At 70.3% G+C, this 15,013-nt stretch carries 11 protein-coding genes and 3 tRNA genes; 5 read left to right on the top strand and 9 right to left on the bottom strand.

The features are described 5' to 3' along the window. Positions 1–7: 7 nt before the first annotated feature. From ACTJJP_RS14365 to tilS, 7 genes are all read right to left on the bottom strand, one after another. Positions 8–250, bottom strand: a complete 243-nt coding sequence (locus ACTJJP_RS14365) for a biotin/lipoyl-containing protein (protein WP_440775656.1) — start codon at positions 248–250, stop codon at positions 8–10. 22 nt (positions 251–272) lie between these two features. Beyond that, a complete protein-coding gene (locus ACTJJP_RS14360; protein ID WP_440775655.1) occupies positions 273–1,304 on the bottom strand; it encodes an alpha-ketoacid dehydrogenase subunit beta in 1,032 nt (343 codons plus the stop codon). Next, a complete protein-coding gene (locus ACTJJP_RS14355) occupies positions 1,301–2,278 on the bottom strand; it encodes a thiamine pyrophosphate-dependent dehydrogenase E1 component subunit alpha (protein WP_440775654.1) in 978 nt (325 codons plus the stop codon). The genes ACTJJP_RS14360 and ACTJJP_RS14355 overlap by 4 nt, the downstream gene beginning before the upstream one ends. 53 nt (positions 2,279–2,331) lie before the next feature. Continuing rightward, complete coding sequence (locus ACTJJP_RS14350; protein ID WP_440775653.1) at positions 2,332–3,171, bottom strand: HAD-IIA family hydrolase; 840 nt, start codon at positions 3,169–3,171, stop codon at positions 2,332–2,334. Beyond that, positions 3,164–4,663: a xylulokinase gene (locus ACTJJP_RS14345; RefSeq protein ID WP_440775652.1), complete on the bottom strand. Its 1,500-nt coding sequence runs from the start codon at positions 4,661–4,663 to the stop codon at positions 3,164–3,166. The genes ACTJJP_RS14350 and ACTJJP_RS14345 overlap by 8 nt, the downstream gene beginning before the upstream one ends. Then, positions 4,660–6,108 (bottom strand): iron-containing alcohol dehydrogenase, encoded by a 1,449-nt coding sequence (locus ACTJJP_RS14340; protein WP_440775651.1) that lies wholly within the window; start codon positions 6,106–6,108, stop codon positions 4,660–4,662. Before ACTJJP_RS14340 ends, ACTJJP_RS14345 begins: the two co-directional genes overlap by 4 nt. A gap of 261 nt (positions 6,109–6,369) precedes the next feature. Next, positions 6,370–7,368: a tRNA lysidine(34) synthetase TilS gene (gene tilS, locus ACTJJP_RS14335; protein WP_440775650.1), complete on the bottom strand. Its 999-nt coding sequence runs from the start codon at positions 7,366–7,368 to the stop codon at positions 6,370–6,372. Between the two features lie 338 nt (positions 7,369–7,706). Here tilS and ACTJJP_RS14330 point away from each other — a divergent pair, with 338 nt between their 5' ends. Then, the gene (locus ACTJJP_RS14330; protein ID WP_440775649.1) at positions 7,707–8,240 is read left to right on the top strand and encodes an inorganic diphosphatase; all 534 of its coding nucleotides are present in this window, start codon (positions 7,707–7,709) and stop codon (positions 8,238–8,240) included. 59 nt (positions 8,241–8,299) lie between these two features. Here ACTJJP_RS14330 and ACTJJP_RS14325 read toward each other — a convergent pair whose 3' ends face one another. Beyond that, positions 8,300–9,748, bottom strand: a complete 1,449-nt coding sequence (locus ACTJJP_RS14325; protein ID WP_440775648.1) for a peptidoglycan DD-metalloendopeptidase family protein — start codon at positions 9,746–9,748, stop codon at positions 8,300–8,302. A 214-nt stretch (positions 9,749–9,962) separates the two neighbouring features. Between ACTJJP_RS14325 and ACTJJP_RS14320 the strand changes: the two genes are divergently transcribed. From ACTJJP_RS14320 to ACTJJP_RS14305, 4 genes are all read left to right on the top strand, one after another. Then, positions 9,963–10,035, top strand: a tRNA-Glu gene (locus ACTJJP_RS14320). Between the two features lie 27 nt (positions 10,036–10,062). Then, positions 10,063–10,136: transfer RNA gene (locus tag ACTJJP_RS14315), tRNA-Asp, on the top strand. A gap of 64 nt (positions 10,137–10,200) precedes the next feature. Further along, positions 10,201–10,273 (top strand) — tRNA-Phe (locus ACTJJP_RS14310). Between the two features lie 485 nt (positions 10,274–10,758). Next, positions 10,759–12,819 carry an MDR family MFS transporter gene (locus tag ACTJJP_RS14305; RefSeq protein ID WP_440775647.1) on the top strand — a complete coding sequence of 687 codons (2,061 nt, stop codon included), beginning with the start codon at positions 10,759–10,761 and terminating at the stop codon, positions 12,817–12,819. A gap of 67 nt (positions 12,820–12,886) precedes the next feature. On the opposite strand, the gene ACTJJP_RS14300 is transcribed toward ACTJJP_RS14305, so the two are convergent. After that, positions 12,887–15,010, bottom strand: coding sequence for an RICIN domain-containing protein (locus ACTJJP_RS14300; protein WP_440775646.1), 2,124 nt, complete (start codon positions 15,008–15,010; stop codon positions 12,887–12,889). Between the last annotated feature and the right edge of the window lie 3 nt (positions 15,011–15,013).

Below are 15,013 nucleotides of genomic sequence, written 5' to 3'. Positions count from 1 at the left end.
GCGGCGGCTAGTCCGTCTCGATGATGGCGACGACGGTGCGCACCTCGACGGCGTCACCTTCGTCGACGAGCAGTTCGACGAGCGTGCCCGTCGCGGGGGATTCGAGGGTCTCCTCGACCTTCTCGGCCTCGACGTCGGCCAGGGGCTCGTCTTCAGCGACCTGGTCGCCCACCTTCTTGTGCCACTGGACGATCGAACCCTCGCTCATCCCCATGCCCCACTGCGGGAGCAGAACCTCTACACGTGCCACGTCGTTCTCCTTCTCTGGTCGATCACTCGGCGCCGACCGACGCCAGCGTCGGGGCGGTCAGTCCGGTCACGCGTCGCACGGCGGCGACGATGCCGTCCTTGTTGGGGTACATCTGCTTCTCCAGCGAGGGGCTGAAGGGGATCTGCATGTCGGGTGCGGTGAGGCGCACGATCGGGGCCTTGAGGGCGTCGAAGACCTCCTCGCTCACGAGCGCACTGATCTCGGCCGCCGCCCCGCAGGTGCGGTGCGCGGGCTCGGCGATGACGAGCCGGCCGGTCTTGGCGACGGAGCGGAAGATCGCGTCCCGGTCCAGGGGCACCAGCGTGCGCGGGTCGATCACCTCGACCGACACGCCCTCGGCCTCGAGCTCGGCCGCGGCGGCCGCGGCCTCGGGAACCGAACTGGAGACGGCGACGATCGTGACGTCCGTGCCCTCGCGCACGGTGCGGGCGACGCCGAACGGCACCCAGAACGGCTCGTCCGCGACCTCGCCCTTCGAGCCCCACAGCAGACAGGCCTCGAACGTGAGTACCGGGTCGTCCATGTCGATCGCGGTGCGCAGCAGACCCTTGGCGTCGGCGGGGCTCGAGGGCACCATGATCTTCAGTCCCGGCACGTTCATGAACATCGGGTACGGGCGGTCGGAGTGGTGCGCGCCCGTGTTGAGCCCGTAGAACATCGCCGAGCGGAAGACGACGGGCATCGAGGCCTGGCCACCGAACATGTAGCGGTTCTTGGCCACCTGGTTCACCAGCTGGTCCATCGCCATGTACAGGAAGCTCGAGTACGACAGGTCCACGAGCGGACGCAGGCCCGTCATGGCGGCGCCGGCCGCGGCGCCCACGATGCCCTCTTCCGAGATGGGGGTGTTGCGGATGCGGTTGCGCCCGTACATCTGCACGAAGTCACCGGTCTGGGCGCGGGTCTTGCCGCCCCCGGTGGTGCCGTAGACATTCGCCTCGACGTCTTCGCCGATGATGATGACGCGCTCGTCGGCGTCCATCGCCTCGCGCTGGGCGGCGCCGATCGCGCCGAGGAAGCTCATGACGCTCATGCTGCGTACTCCGAGTCGGTGTAGAGGTCGTCGAAGGCGACCGAGGGGTCGGGGAAGGGGCTGTTCTCGGCGAAGGCGACGGCGGCGTCGACCTCGTCGACGATCTCCTGCTCGAGCGCGTCCATGCGCTCGGCGGTGAGACCGTGCTCGGCGATCAGGCGCTCTCGGAAGAGCACGATGGGGTCCTTCTTCAGCCAGGCCTCGCGCTCGTCGACGGGCCGGTAGTCGGTACCGAGGCGCAGACCCTCGGAGTGCTCGTTGTAGCGGTAGGTCACGACCTCGATGAGGGTCGGCCCCTCTCCGGCGCGGGCGCGGGCGACGGCGGTGCTCACCGCGTCGTGGACGGCGAGCACGTCCTGCCCCTCCTCGACGCGGACGCCGGGGATGCCGAAGCCGGCGGCACGCTCGGCGATGACGCCGCTCGTGACGGTGTGGGCCGGGGTCGACAGCGCGTACTGGTTGTTCTCGCAGAGGAAGATCACGGGCAGGTTCCAGACGCCCGACATGTTCATCGATTCGTAGAGCACGCCCTGGTTGGCCGCGCCGTCGCCGAAGAACGCCAGCGCGACAGTGTCGCGCCCGAGCACCTGCGACGACAGGGCGGCGCCCATGGCGATGGGGATCGAGGAGCCCACGATGCCCGATTCGCCGAGGCTGCCGACCTTGAAGTCGGCGAGGTGGAGCGACCCGCCCTTGCCCTTGCACACACCGTCGGCCTTGCCCTGCAGTTCGGCCATGAGCGGTCCGAGCGGCGAGCCCTTGCCGATGGGGTGACCGTGACTGCGGTGGTTGCCGGTCATGAAGTCGCCGTCGCGCAGTGCCATGGTGGCGCCCACGACCTGGGCTTCCTGCCCGATCGAGGTGTGCACGGTTCCGGGGATGTGGCCGCGCTTGACCATCTTCGACGCCCGCTCGTCGAAGGCGCGGATGCGCAGCATGCGGCGCTGCATCTCCAGGAGGGTTTCCTCGTCCATCGATGACCTCTCTGTCCCGTTGGGAATATCTATTCTGCTCACGCGTGACTATTCTAAACAGCCGACAGCGGCGACGCAAGCGTCGACCGCGGGCGAAGATCGCCGATGCCCTCGAGCACGAAGTCCGGGCGCAGATGCGGTTCGCACCGGATGACGTCGGCCCGCGTGGCGTCACCGGTCAGCACGAGCGCCGATGAGATACCGGCGTTCACGGCCATGCGCACGTCGGTCTCGAGGCGGTCCCCCACCATGACGGCACTGCGTACCTCGGGACCGAGCAACGACATGACGGCGTCGATCATGATCCGGTCGGGCTTTCCCATGTTCGCGCTGCACCGCACCCCGGTCGTCGCCTCGAGGGCGGCGACGATGCCCGCGGCATCCGGTTCCCCCCGCCCGCCCGGGAAGGGGCAGTACCGGTCGGGGTTCGTGGTCACCAGGATCGCCCGCCGGTGCTGCCACAACGCGTCGAAGGCGATCTGCAGCTTGCGGTAATCGAAGCCGCGGTCGTAGCTGGCGATGACGATGTCGATCTCGGCGGGGTCGTCGCTGATGCGCACCCCCGCCTCCTCGAGCGCCCGCACCAGCGGCGGTTCGGCGATCGGGAACACCGTCGCCTGCGGATGCCGGGCTCGCAGCCACGCCACCGTGCTCACCACGGTGTTGACGATCTCGCTGCGATCGACCGGGATGCCGAGGCGTTCGAGCTTGGCGACGTACATGTCGGGGTCGCGTGTGGGGTTGTTCGACAGGAACACCGTGCGCGCCCCACGCGCCCGCAGATCGGCGAGCATCTCGCGGGCGCCGGGCAGCAGCTCGTCGCCGAGGTACACGGTGCCGTCGAGGTCGAACAGATAGGCGTCGAACCAGGTGTCGGGAGACGCGTCAGACATGGGCCACCTCCGCGATGGCGGGATAGACGGGGCGCAGCGCCGGGTAGATCTCCCGGTAGGCGCCGAAGAGTTCGGCATAACGTGCCGCGCGTGCCGGGTCGGGCTCGTAGCGCCGACCGCGACGGGTCATGGCGGCCACCGCCTCGGGGATGCCGGGGTACAGTCCCGCGCCCACGGCGGCGAGGATGCCGACACCCAGCGCCGTCGCCTCGTCGTGACCGGCGAGCACGACGGGCCGCTGCAGCACATCGGCGAAGATGTGGCACCACAGGTCGCTGCGCGCCCCTCCGCCCATCGCCACGAAGTCGGCGACGGGGGCGGGGAAGTTCGCCTCGGCCTGCTCGAGGCACCAGCGCAGCTCGAACGCGATCCCCTCCAGCACCGCCCGATAGATGTGCGCGCGGGTGTGCACGCCTCCGAAGCCGACCATCGCGCCGCGCGCCCGGTGGTCCCAGAAGGGCGTGAGCTGGCCGTTCCAGTAGGGCACGACGAACAGGCCCTCGGCGCCCTCCGGCACGGTCGACGCCTGCTGCTCCCACCAGTCCTCGCGCACCACGCCGGCGGGCTCTCCCGCGGCGATCTCCTGCAGGAACCACGTGACCATGAAGGTCCCCGCCCCCACGAACAGCTCGTTGCTGACGGTCCCGGGGATCGCGCCCGACATCGCCCGGTACGACGGGTGCGCACGGAAGCTCGACCCGAAGCACCCCGAGACGAGTCCCGTTCCGAGGTTGAGGTAGGCGTCGCCCTCCTCGCACACCCCGGCCCCCAGCCCGGCCGACTGGCCGTCGCCCGCGCCGGCGACGACGAGCACGTCGGCCGGGAGCGACAACGCCCGCGCGGCCTCGTCGCTCAGGGTCGAGATCGGCGTCCCCGGCTGCACCAGGCGCGGCAGCACCGAACGATCGAGCCCGATCCCGGCGAGGATCTCGTCGGAGTAGTCGGATGCCGCCAGATCCAGGATGCCGAGCGGGTCCGCGCTCGCGATCGAGGTCGCCCACTCCCCCGTCAGCCGATGCACGAGGTAGGCGTGCACGTCGACGATGCGGGCGGTGAGCGCCAGCGACTCGGGCTCGTGCTCGGCGAGCCAGTGGAGCTTGTACAGCGCCGGCGTCGGGTTCGGCGGCTTGCCGGTGAGTTCGTGGATGCGCGAGGTGCCGACGCGGTCGACCTGTTCACCGGCACGGGCGTCGAGCCAGAGCATCGCAGGGCGCACCGGGTCGTCGTGCGCGTCGAGCAGGGCGAAGCTCTCGCGCTGGTGCGTGACCGACAGCGCCTTCACGCTCGCCGGGTCGACGGTGCGCAGGCAGTCCCGCACGGCATGGACGACCGCCGCCCACCAGTGCTCCGGATCCTGCTCCCCCCAGCCGGGTTGCGGGATCGACAGCGCGACGTCGCTCCGGCCCTGCGCGACGGCCCGGCCCTGCAGGTCCCACGCGATGCATTTCGCGCCCGTGGTCGAGCAGTCGATGCCGAGCACCAGGCCGCTCACGCGGTCACCCCCGCCGCCGCGCGTGCCGCGTGCACCGCGACGTCGGCGCGGTCCAGGACGGCGTCGACATCGGCATCCGTCCACCATCCGGCGGCGTGGAGCAGGTCGATCACGGTGACCCGGTTGCGCATGTAGAGGCAGTTCGCCACGGCCCAGCGCCAGATGTCGGCGGTGATCCAGGGGCCGAGATCCTCGCGCGTGAGGGGCGCTCCGGCGACGGCCAGCGCGCGGGCGATCCGCTCGCTGTCGGGGCGCATCGAGCCCAGACCCGCCTCGAGGGCATCGGGATCGGCGAGCAGAGCGAGCGGGTCGTCAGCGGCGGCCCACGCGCCGCGCTTCGCGGAGTAGTCCCGCCAGCATTCGCGGCCCAGCGCACCCGAGGGGTCGCACGCCGCGAAGGCCTCGCGCACCCGGGCCTCGTCGCCGTCGGTGGCCGGCGCGATCACCCGGCCGCTGCGGGCCTGCGCGAAGAGGTGATCCCAGGCCGAGGCGGCGACGACGGATGCCACGCCGACCTGCGCACCGTGCAGACCCACCTCGTGGCCGCGGGCGACGGCGTACATGTCGAGCATGTGGCTCACGAGGTGCTCGACGCCCGAAAGGCAGGCCGTGGAACCGGAGATGCCGGTGCCGATGCCCCGGATCGCCAGGACGCGGGTGAGCTGCTCGACGGGGCGGGCGTCGCCGCGGCCGAGGCCCGCGCCCCACTTCGACGGATCGCCGGCGAACTCGAGCAGCAGGTCGCGGGGCGTGGTGTGGAAGGTGGCGTCGGTGCCGATCTGCGACGCGAGCCACCAGTCGGCCGGGGCGGTGAACAGCGACTGCAGTTCGCCGAACCCCGACGCGTTCAGCTCGACCGGCGCCGTGGCGATCACGGTGGTGTCGGCGAGGACGACGTCGGGCCAGCGGGAGTCGATCGTGCGCTTGGCGCCGGCGCGCAGCACGACCGAGACGTTGTCGGTGAAACCGTCGACGGATGCCGCCGTCTGCACGATCACCAGCGGCACCCCGCCGGCGCGCGCCGAGGCGACTTTCGCGATGTCGGAGACGGTGCCCGAGCCCACCGACACGACGGCGTCGACGCCGGTGGTCGCGGCGGTCGCGGCATCCAGGGCTTCGTCGTCGACGTGCAGGTGACCGGGCTCGCCGAGGACGGTCTCGACGACGTCGAACTCCCGCTCGAGGAGCGCGCGCACGTCGGCCTTGAGATCGTCGGCGCCGGAACGGATGACGGTGCGGTCCACCAACAGCGCAACCGTCGCGCGGTCGCCCCGCGGAGAGATCAGCTCGCGCACGCGTGCGGGGGCCTGGGCCGCGGCGCCCGGCTCGATGACGAGGGTGCGAAGCCCCAGCGGCACGAGATCGTCCGGCCGCTCGGCCCGGGCGATCGCCGTGCGCACGGCGTCGAGATCGGTGGGGTCTGAGATGGCGGCGAACGCGCCCATGGTGTCCTGCCTTCGACTCTGAATCGGACGGTTTGCATATTCATTCGGTGTATGAATAGTGCGATGCCGAGGAGTCTAGGCAGGGCGCGCGGACACGTCAAGGAGCCGCCTCCCGACCGTGAGGGGGGTGCACGGGGCGGAAGCGGCCGCCCCACCTCGTGGCCAGCGGCGGGCGAGGGAAGCGCCCGCCTCGCGGGCGGCGGCGGGCGAGGGAAACACCCCGCCGCGCGGGCGGCGGCGCCGCCGCCGCCGCCGGGGGGATCAGAGTGTCGCGCGCGCCACGATCTCGATGCGGGAGCCCACCCGACGGGCTGCGCACGACGGCAGGTCGATGGGGCCCTGCCCCCGCCAGTCGACGGCGAGCCGGGCGACCTCGAGCGTCTGCGCCCGCGTCAGCGAGACGCCGAACTCGCTCTCGACGACATAGCGGATGACCCTGTTGCGCAGCGCCGCCGGGTTGGCCGCGAGGGCCGCGACCGAGATCGAGATGCCCGCCTCGGCGTGCTCGACGATGTCTTCGATCGTCTCGTCGATCATGTCCTGGAACGCCTCGGCGTCCTCCCGCAGCTGCTCCGCGGTCCGCGCCAGGGCCTCGGCGACTCCCGGGCCGAGTTCGGCTTCGAGTACGGGCATCACGCGCTCGCGAACCCGTACGCGGGCGTAGGCGGGGTCGACGTTATGGGGGTCGGACCAGGGCTCGAGTCCCTCCGCGCGACAGGCCGACACGATCGTTCGTCGACGGATGCCGAGCAGCGGACGCGCCCACCGCGGCCCGGTGGCATCCCGTCGCTCGGCGGGCATGCCGGCCAGGCTCAGACCGCCCGATCCGCGCGCGAGGCCGAGGAGCACCGTCTCGGCCTGGTCGTCGAGGGTGTGCCCGAGCAGCACCGTGTCGGCGCCGATGTCGGCGGCCGCACGGGCGAGCGCGTCGTAGCGGGCGCGCCGCGCCGCGGCCTCGGGCCCGTCGTCCGCGCCGACCTCGACCCGCACGACCCGGGCGGCCAGCCCCCGCGCGACCGCCTTCGCCGCGGCGTCCGCGGCGGTGGCATCCGACCCCTCCTGCAGTCCGTGGTCGACGACGACCGCCTCGACCTGGATGCCGCGGCGCCCGGCCTCGAACGCGGCCGCGGCCGCGAGGGCCAGCGAATCCGCACCGCCCGAGAGGGCGACGACGACCGGCCCCTCGGTGGTGTCGAGCACCGCCCGCACGGCGCGGCGTACCTCGGCGACGGACGGCTCGAGTCCGGGGCGGTGATCCATCCGTCTACGGTATTCGTCCCGCACCCGCGCGTGGAGGCGCCTCCCCGGCATCCGCCGCCCCGGCCCGGCCCGCATGCCTCCCCGAATGGCCTCGGCGGTACCGGCCCGGCAACTCCACGGCGCCAGTCCGGGCAACTCCGGGCGCCCTCGGCGGCGGCAGCCCGACCAGGCGAGCACAACGCAGGAGATCCGTGCGCCCGCCGAGCCGTCGCCCCCCGGGGGGCGGCGGCATCCACCAAATCTCCTGAGTTGTGTCGCCCTGTCGGTCACGTTCCCGGGCCCGGCGGGCTCACGGATAGGCTGGGCGCGGAAATCCACAGACTTGAAGGAGCACGAGTATGGGCGCATACGACGCCGTCATCGAGATCCCCCGCGGCAGCCGGGTGAAGTACGAGGTCGACCACGGCACCGGCCGTGTCTACCTCGACCGCATCCTCTACACCGTGTTCGGCTACCCGGCCAACTACGGGTTCTTCGAGAACACCCTCGGCGAAGACGGCGACCCGCTCGACGTGCTCGTGCTGCTCGACCGTGAGCTGCACCCCGGCATCCTCGCCAAGGTCCGCCCGGTCGGCGTGCTGAAGATGAGCGACGAGGCCGGTGGCGACGACAAGGTCGTGGCCGTGCTCGCGAAGGACCCGCGCTGGGACCACATCCAGGACGTCGCCGACATCGACGAGTGGACGAAGAAGGAGATCACCCACTTCTTCGAGCACTACAAGGACCTCGAGCCCAACAAGTGGGTCAAGGTCGACGACTGGGCCGACGTCACCGAGGCCGAGCGTCTCGTGAGCGAGGCGTTCACGCGCTTCGACGAGCACGACGCCCAGACCAAGACGCAGGGTTCCGGCGAAGCGCCCAACACGCTCTGACGCAGCCATACGACGAGAACCCCCGGTCGATTCGACCGGGGGTTCTCTCGTGCGACGACTCAGACGTTGACGCCGCGATCGCGCAGCCAGGGCGCGGGGTCGGTCGTCCCGCCCCATGGCGGGTAGACCTCGAAGTGCAGGTGGCACCCGAACGAGTTGCCCGTCTGCCCGGTCGCGGCGATCTGCTGGCCGGCCTCGACGCGCTGACCGTACGAGACGTAGATGCCGCCGTCGACGATGTGGCCGTAGCCGGTGCCCGAGCCGTCGTCGTGGGCGATGCGGATGTAGTTGCCGAACCCGCCGTTGTACCCGGCGTAGGTCACCCGACCGGCGGATGCCGCGTAGATCGGCGACCAGCAGCTCGCGCCGAAGTCGAGTCCGAGGTGCCACGAGCTCGCGCAGTAGCTGCCGTTGCACTGGCTGGAACGCGGACCGTAGCCCGACGACGTGTACGCCGACGAGGGGCGCGCCCAGCCGCCGCCGCTGACGTTCCCGCCACCGCCGCCGCCACTGCTTCCGCCGCCACCGCTGCTCCCTCCGCCGCCACTGCTTCCGCCGCCACCGCTGTTCTGATTCGCGGCGGCCTCTCGCTCGCGGCGTGCGCGCTCCTCCGCGTCGCGGGCCGCGGCCTCTTCGCGGGCACGGCGTTCGCGCTCCTCGCGGGCCTTGCGCTCGGCTTCGACGCCGGCCTGGTAGTCGGCGACCGTCTTGGCCGTGGTGTCCTGCAGGGCGGCGAGCTGCGCCTCGAGCACGGCCTGGTTGGCCTGCTGCGCCGCGAGGGCCTCCTGGGCGGCCTGAGCGGCCTGCTGAGCCGCCGCCATCTTCTCTTCGGCGATGAGCCGCAGACGCTCGCGCTCGGCGGTCGCGTCATCGGCCTGACTGCTGAGGTTCTTCGCATTGTCGCGCGCGGCAACCGCTGAGGCGTACACCGAGCGGTTGCGCTCGAGCAGCTTGTCCATCGTGCCGAGCTTGGCGAGCAGGTCATCGGCCGACGCGGCCGAGCCCGAGAAGAACAGGTCGAGCGAGGTGTCGTCGCCGCCGGAGCGATAGAGCTGAGCGGCGACCTTGCCGGCCTTGTTCGCGGCGTCGGTGGCGCGGTTCGCCTCGGCATCCGCCTGCTGACGCAGCAGCTGGGCGCGGTAGTCGGCATCCTGGTAGGCCTGCTGTGCGGCGAAATACTCGTCGGATCGCGCGCGCACCTCGGCCTGCGTGCGCTCGACCTCGGACTGCAGACCCTGGATGAGGCCCTGGATGCGAGTGATCTCGGCGGCTTTCGCCGCCTCGTTGGCGCGCGCAGCTTCGACGTCGGCCCATGAGGGGTAGTCGGCGGCCATCGCGGGTGAGCCGAATCCGGATGCCACGGAGCCGAACGCTCCGAACGCGACAGCGCCGAAGGCTCCGATCTTCAGGGCGCTCCGGCGGTCGAACGACGGCCACAGACGCCGCTGCTCACTCGCCGTGGGCGCGCAGCCGCAGTCTTCGGGGGGTTCGGGGCGCTCGAGCGTCACGGGAATACCTCATCTCACCGGTCGCAACTCGGCCCACAGTAGCAACACGAGTCACAGACACAACAGGGCGAGTTCCCCGGCCGCCCTCCGATTCTGACCCCGCGACACGCGCGGACGTCGCAGCGCCACGCCCCCGATTGGCAATCTCGAAAGATGTGAAGTAGGCTCGGTCGTCGGCAAGCGAGGTTGAAAACGCAAGGATTCAGCCTCATCGGGCCCCATCGTTTAGCGGCCTAGGACACCGCCCTTTCACGGCGGCAGCACGGGTTCGAATCCCGTTGGGGTCACTTTCCGGTGGATAATTGAATATGCATGGCCCTGTAGCGCAGTTGGTTAGCGTGCCGCCCTGTCACGGCGGAGGTCGCGGGTTCAAGTCCCGTCAGGGTCGCTCCATAGCGACGGGCCTTCTTTCGGGAAGGCCCTTCGTCTAGGAAGCGGCAGACATGTCGCTCGGCTCTGTAGCTCAGTTGGTAGAGCGCACGACTGAAAATCGTGAGGTCACGGGATCGACGCCCGTCGGAGCCACACGGATGATCATTACAGTCATCCCAGAAACCCTCGCCTAGCTTCTACATGGCGGGGGTTTTGCTTTGCCCTGGTGAGACTGCTTGCCCGCATCCCCCTCCCCCGGCCTCATCCGCCCGACGCTGCGCCGAGATGACCGGCGGTGCGCGAGATGACCGGCTTTGACGGCCGATCGTGCGTGATCTCGGCGAGCGCGGGTCATCTCGCCGGCACACCCGGGCCGCGAGCGCACCCCGGCCGCAGGCCACCCCGCGGCGGCACCACGCCCGCCCAGGCCGCGCGCCCCCGCGGCGGCGCCACGCCCGCCCAGGCCGCGCGCCCCCGCGGCGGCGCCACGCCCCGCCCGAGGCCCGCGGCGCCCCCACGGCAGGGTGGTTACGCGACGCCGCCGGACAGCGCTACTATTTGTTTGACTTTTAGCAAACACCTGGCGCCCGACCGAGCCTTCCCTGCCGTCCGCCAGGTCTTCTCGTGAAGAGGCCCCGATGTCAGACATCACCACCAGCCGCCGCGCGCACACGGCGACCACCGACACGGTCATGACGCACCGCATGATCATGTTCGTGATCTTCGGCCTCATGGCCGGCATGTTCCTGTCCGCCCTCGACCAGACCGTGGTCGGCACCTCGATCCGCACGATCGGCGACGACCTGCAGGGTCTGAGCCTGCAGGCGTGGGTCACCACGGCCTACTTGATCGTCTCGACGATCTCGACGCCCATCTACGGCAAACTCTCCGACATCTTCGGTCGGCGCCCCCTGTTCCTCATCGCGATCCTCATCTTCATCATCGGATCGGTGCTGGCGAGCTTCTCGACCTCGATGGTCGAGCTCGCCGCCTTCCGCGCGATCCAGGGCCTCGGCGCCGGCGGCCTGATGTCGATGCCGCTCGCGATCATGGGCGACATCCTCGCCCCGCGCGAACGCGCGAAGTACCAGGGCTACTTCCTCGCCGTCTTCGGCATCTCCAGCGTCATCGGCCCCCTCGTCGGCGGCCTGTTCGCCGGCGCGAGCGAGATCCTCTTCATCACCGGCTGGCGCTGGGTGTTCCTCATCAATGTGCCGATCGGCATCGTTGCGCTGGCGATCGTGTGGCGGTTCCTGCACATCCCGAAGCAGCCGCGCCACTCGGTGCGCATCGACTGGTGGGGCGCCACGACGGTCATCGTCGCGCTGGTCCCGCTTCTCCTCGTCGCCGAGCAGGGCCGCGAGTGGGGCTGGGGCTCGCCCATCGCCCTCGCCTGCTACGTCGTGGGCGCCCTCGGCATCCTGGCCTTCGTCATCGCCGAGACGAAGATGAAGGACGACGCGCTCATCCCGCTGAAGCTCTTCCGCTCCCCCACCTTCTCGATGGCGACCGTCATCGGCGTGCTCGTCGGCTTCGGCATGTTCGGTGCGATGCTCACGCTGCCGCTGTACCTGCAGCTGGTGCTGGGCTCCTCGCCCACGCAGAGCGGGTTCGAGATGCTCCCGATGATCCTGGGGCTCATGATCGCCTCGATCGCGAGCGGCCAGCTCATCGCGCGCACCGGTCGCTACCGGATGTTCCCGATCCTCGGCACGCTGTTGATGTCGGTCGGCTTCTTCTTGCTGACGTTCCTGAAGTACGACAGCCCCTACTGGCACGTCGCCATCGCGATGCTCGTCATCGGCCTCGGTCTCGGTCAGCTCATGCAGACCCTCACGATCGCGAGCCAGAACTCGGTGGGCGTGCGCGACATGGGTGTGGCCACGAGCGGCTCGACCTTCTTCCGTCAGATCGGTGGGACGCTCGGCACCGCCGTGCTGCTGTCGCTGCTGTTCACGCTCATGCCGACGAACATCATCGGCTCGTTCAGCGACCGCGCGACCCTGACCGACGCCCTGGATGCCGCCTTCGACCCCGCGACCGCCTCGGCGCCGGCGAACGAGAAGATCATGTCGTCGATCTACACCCCGATCGTGACCCAGACGACGGATGCCGTCACGCAACAGGTGCAGCAGGGCGTGCAGCAGGCGACGGATGCCGCGACCCAGGCCGTGGCGCAGCAGGTGGCCGCGGGGCAGATCCCCGCCGCCGCTCAGGCGCAGGCCACGCAGGCCGCCGTCGCGCAGGCGATCTCGGCTGCGACGGCGCAGATCCAGCAACAGGTGCCGGTCGCGCGCATCGGCGCCGACGGTTCGGTGAGCCTGGACTTCTCGAACGCCGCCGATCGCACCGCGTTCGTCGACACCGTGGCGGCCGACCTGACGGACCGGTTCTCCTCGGGCGACCAGGAGACGTCGATCGGAGGGTCGACGCTCGACGACACCTCGTTCCTCGTCGGCGCCGACGCGCGACTGACCAAGCCCTTCCTGGTGGGCTTCAACTCGTCCGCGACCACCGTCTATTGGGTGGCGATGGGCGTCGTCCTCCTCGCCTTCGTACTGTCGCTGTTCTTCCGCACCCCGCCGCTGCGGGCGAAGTCGGCGCTGCAGGAGGCCGCCGACGAGCGTCGCGGCAAGGACGACGAAGAGAAGCGCGCCGAAGAGGCCGCTGCCCAGACGGGCGCCCTGCTGACTCCTTGACACGACAGCACAGGAACGACGAACGCCCGGCCGGATGATCCGGCCGGGCGTTCGTCAGGGCGACGGGTCAGCTGCAGCTGCGCGCGGTGTAGGGGACCGTGATCGTCCCCGTCGCCTCGCCCTTCGTGACGACCACCTGCGCCGTGCCTGCCGGCACGGAGGCGGAACGCGTGGAGAAAGCGGCCGTCGAGGTCGCACCGGCGGCAAGAGTCGCCGTCTTGGAGCCCCACGTGCTCGACATGGCCGCGGTGACCGCGGCGTCGCCGGTGTTGGTAGACGTCACCATCAGCGTGACCTTCTTGCCGATGCACCGCGTCTGCGCCGAGGACGACACCGACGTGGACGGATCCACCGGGGCGGTGGCATCCACAATCTTCCACTGATCGGCACCGTCGGAGGCCGCTTGCTGCAGGGTCACCGCGCCGTTCGCGGTAGGAGCGCTGACGTAGAGCGACGAGTTCTGCGCCGACTGCAGCGACACGTATCCGTCGTCGCGGGTGATGACGCGGTACAGACCGCCGTCCTGGTTGTCGACCCAGGAGCCGAGTCGCTGCCCGGCGGTGGCGTTGCCGGTCCAGACGGCCGCCTCGCGTCCGCCCGACTTGTTCAGCAGCGTCACCGTGCCGCCGGTGTCCTGACGCACGTGCCACAGCTGGGTGTCGGCCGAGGCGTCCGTGCGCGGGTCCTCGACGCGGACGTCGGGCTGGTCGTAGTTGCCGATGTTGGCATCGGTGGTGTTACCCCCCGTGCCCAGCACCTGACCGGTCTTCTTGTTGACCAACGTCGCGTACGGACCGGCGGAGTGACCAAGGTCGACGTCGGCCGAGCGGATGACCGATCCGCTGGTGGCCCCGCCCCAGGTGGCCTGCAGGATGTGGACCAGACCCGTGTCCATCACATACTGCAGATTGCGGCTGTACCCCGAACCGAGCGGAGTCTGGCGCTCGACCCACGCGCCGTCGGATCGTCCCGACTCGTTGACCCAGATGTTGCCGCTGCCGTCGGAGTTGAAGATGATCCGTCCGTCGGGCAGACCGAGGAGCACCGGGCTCCCCCCGCCCCACAGCGGGCGCGAGTTGTTGGCGAGCGGTAGCTGACCCACGGGCGAGCCTCCCGGGGTGCCGAGACGCCAGAACTGCAGCGGGTCGTCGGCGACCTGGTAGCGACCCGTCGAGCCGCCGCCGAAGTACTCGAACGTCATCATCCACTTCCCGTCGGTGGTCTTGGCGATCGTCGTCATCCCGGGGCGTCCGCCGCCGATCTGGGACTTGCCGTTGCCCCTGTCGACGGTGAGGCCGGGGACGTCGATGACGGGCTCGCTCCATGAACCGGTCCCGGTCCACGTCTTGTGCACGAGGATCTGCCCGCGGGAATCGGGCGCGGTGGCGTTGTCGGGGTCGATGCGGGCGACCCCGGTCTGCGGGTCGAATCCGAGGTAGTCGTTCTCGTCGGAGTAGTACGCGACGAGCTTGCCCCCGATGACCTCCAGGTGCGGCTCCCATACGGGGTCGACCTGCGCCGTGGTGTTCTTCGCCGAGATCGCCCCGCCGATGTTGCCGGCGCTACCACCCTGCCATCCACCGCGGGCGATGATGTCGATCACCGACCACGAGGCTCCCTCGTCGGTGCTCGCGTAGAGCGCGATCGCGATGTTCGAACGGTCGCCGTCGTTCGAGGGGACCCACGACGGGTCGGCGGCCTTGCGCTCCTTGTAGTACTCGTCGTCGCCCGAGACGACGCTCGCCAGAAGCAGCGTGCCGGCTTTCAGCGACCCGATGTCCTGGGGCAGGACGAAGAGGTTCGCGTTCGTCCAATTGCTGACGTAGGGGGCGAATTTCGGGTCGCTCGAGGCGTAGGCGGGAGCGGGGACCTGTGACAGCGACTGCCAGGTGGTCCCGTCGTCGTCGCTCTTGTAGACGGGCATGGTCTGTCCGTCGGCGCTGCCGGAGGCGGCCACCGTGGACTTCTCGAACGCCATGACGAGTCGACCGCTCGGCAGCTGCGCCGACTTCGGGTAGACGATGCAGTTGCCGCGGCCCTTGAGGCAGGGCTCGCTGCCGAGCGTCACGATGGCGTCGCCGGAGGCGTTGTAGGCCTGGGCCGAGGTCGCACCACCGGCCAGGAGGACGGATGCCGTGACGAGGGCGGCGGCGCCGGCGGCGAGGCGCCGACGCAGGGAGGGGGTCTTCATGGA

Origin of the sequence: Microbacterium sp. 22296, assembly GCF_052045385.1 — a bacterium.
Lineage (GTDB): Bacteria > Actinomycetota > Actinomycetes > Actinomycetales > Microbacteriaceae > Microbacterium.
This window is presented reverse-complemented; position numbering and strand designations above follow the sequence as displayed.

Bases quoted from the DNA above. Each gene is read 5' to 3' on its own strand.
- ACTJJP_RS14360 (WP_440775655.1), bottom strand. From the start codon at position 1,304: ATGAGCGTCATGAGCTTCCTCGGCGCGATCGGCGCCGCCCAGCGCGAG.
- ACTJJP_RS14355 (WP_440775654.1), bottom strand. From the start codon at position 2,278: ATGGACGAGGAAACCCTCCTGGAGATGCAGCGCCGCATGCTGCGCATC.
- ACTJJP_RS14350 (WP_440775653.1), bottom strand. From the start codon at position 3,171: ATGTCTGACGCGTCTCCCGACACCTGGTTCGACGCCTATCTGTTCGAC.
- ACTJJP_RS14340 (WP_440775651.1), bottom strand. From the start codon at position 6,108: ATGGGCGCGTTCGCCGCCATCTCAGACCCCACCGATCTCGACGCCGTG.
- tilS (WP_440775650.1), bottom strand. From the start codon at position 7,368: ATGGATCACCGCCCCGGACTCGAGCCGTCCGTCGCCGAGGTACGCCGC.
- ACTJJP_RS14330 (WP_440775649.1), top strand. From the start codon at position 7,707: ATGGGCGCATACGACGCCGTCATCGAGATCCCCCGCGGCAGCCGGGTG.
- ACTJJP_RS14305 (WP_440775647.1), top strand. From the start codon at position 10,759: ATGTCAGACATCACCACCAGCCGCCGCGCGCACACGGCGACCACCGAC.
- ACTJJP_RS14300 (WP_440775646.1), bottom strand. From the start codon at position 15,010: ATGAAGACCCCCTCCCTGCGTCGGCGCCTCGCCGCCGGCGCCGCCGCC.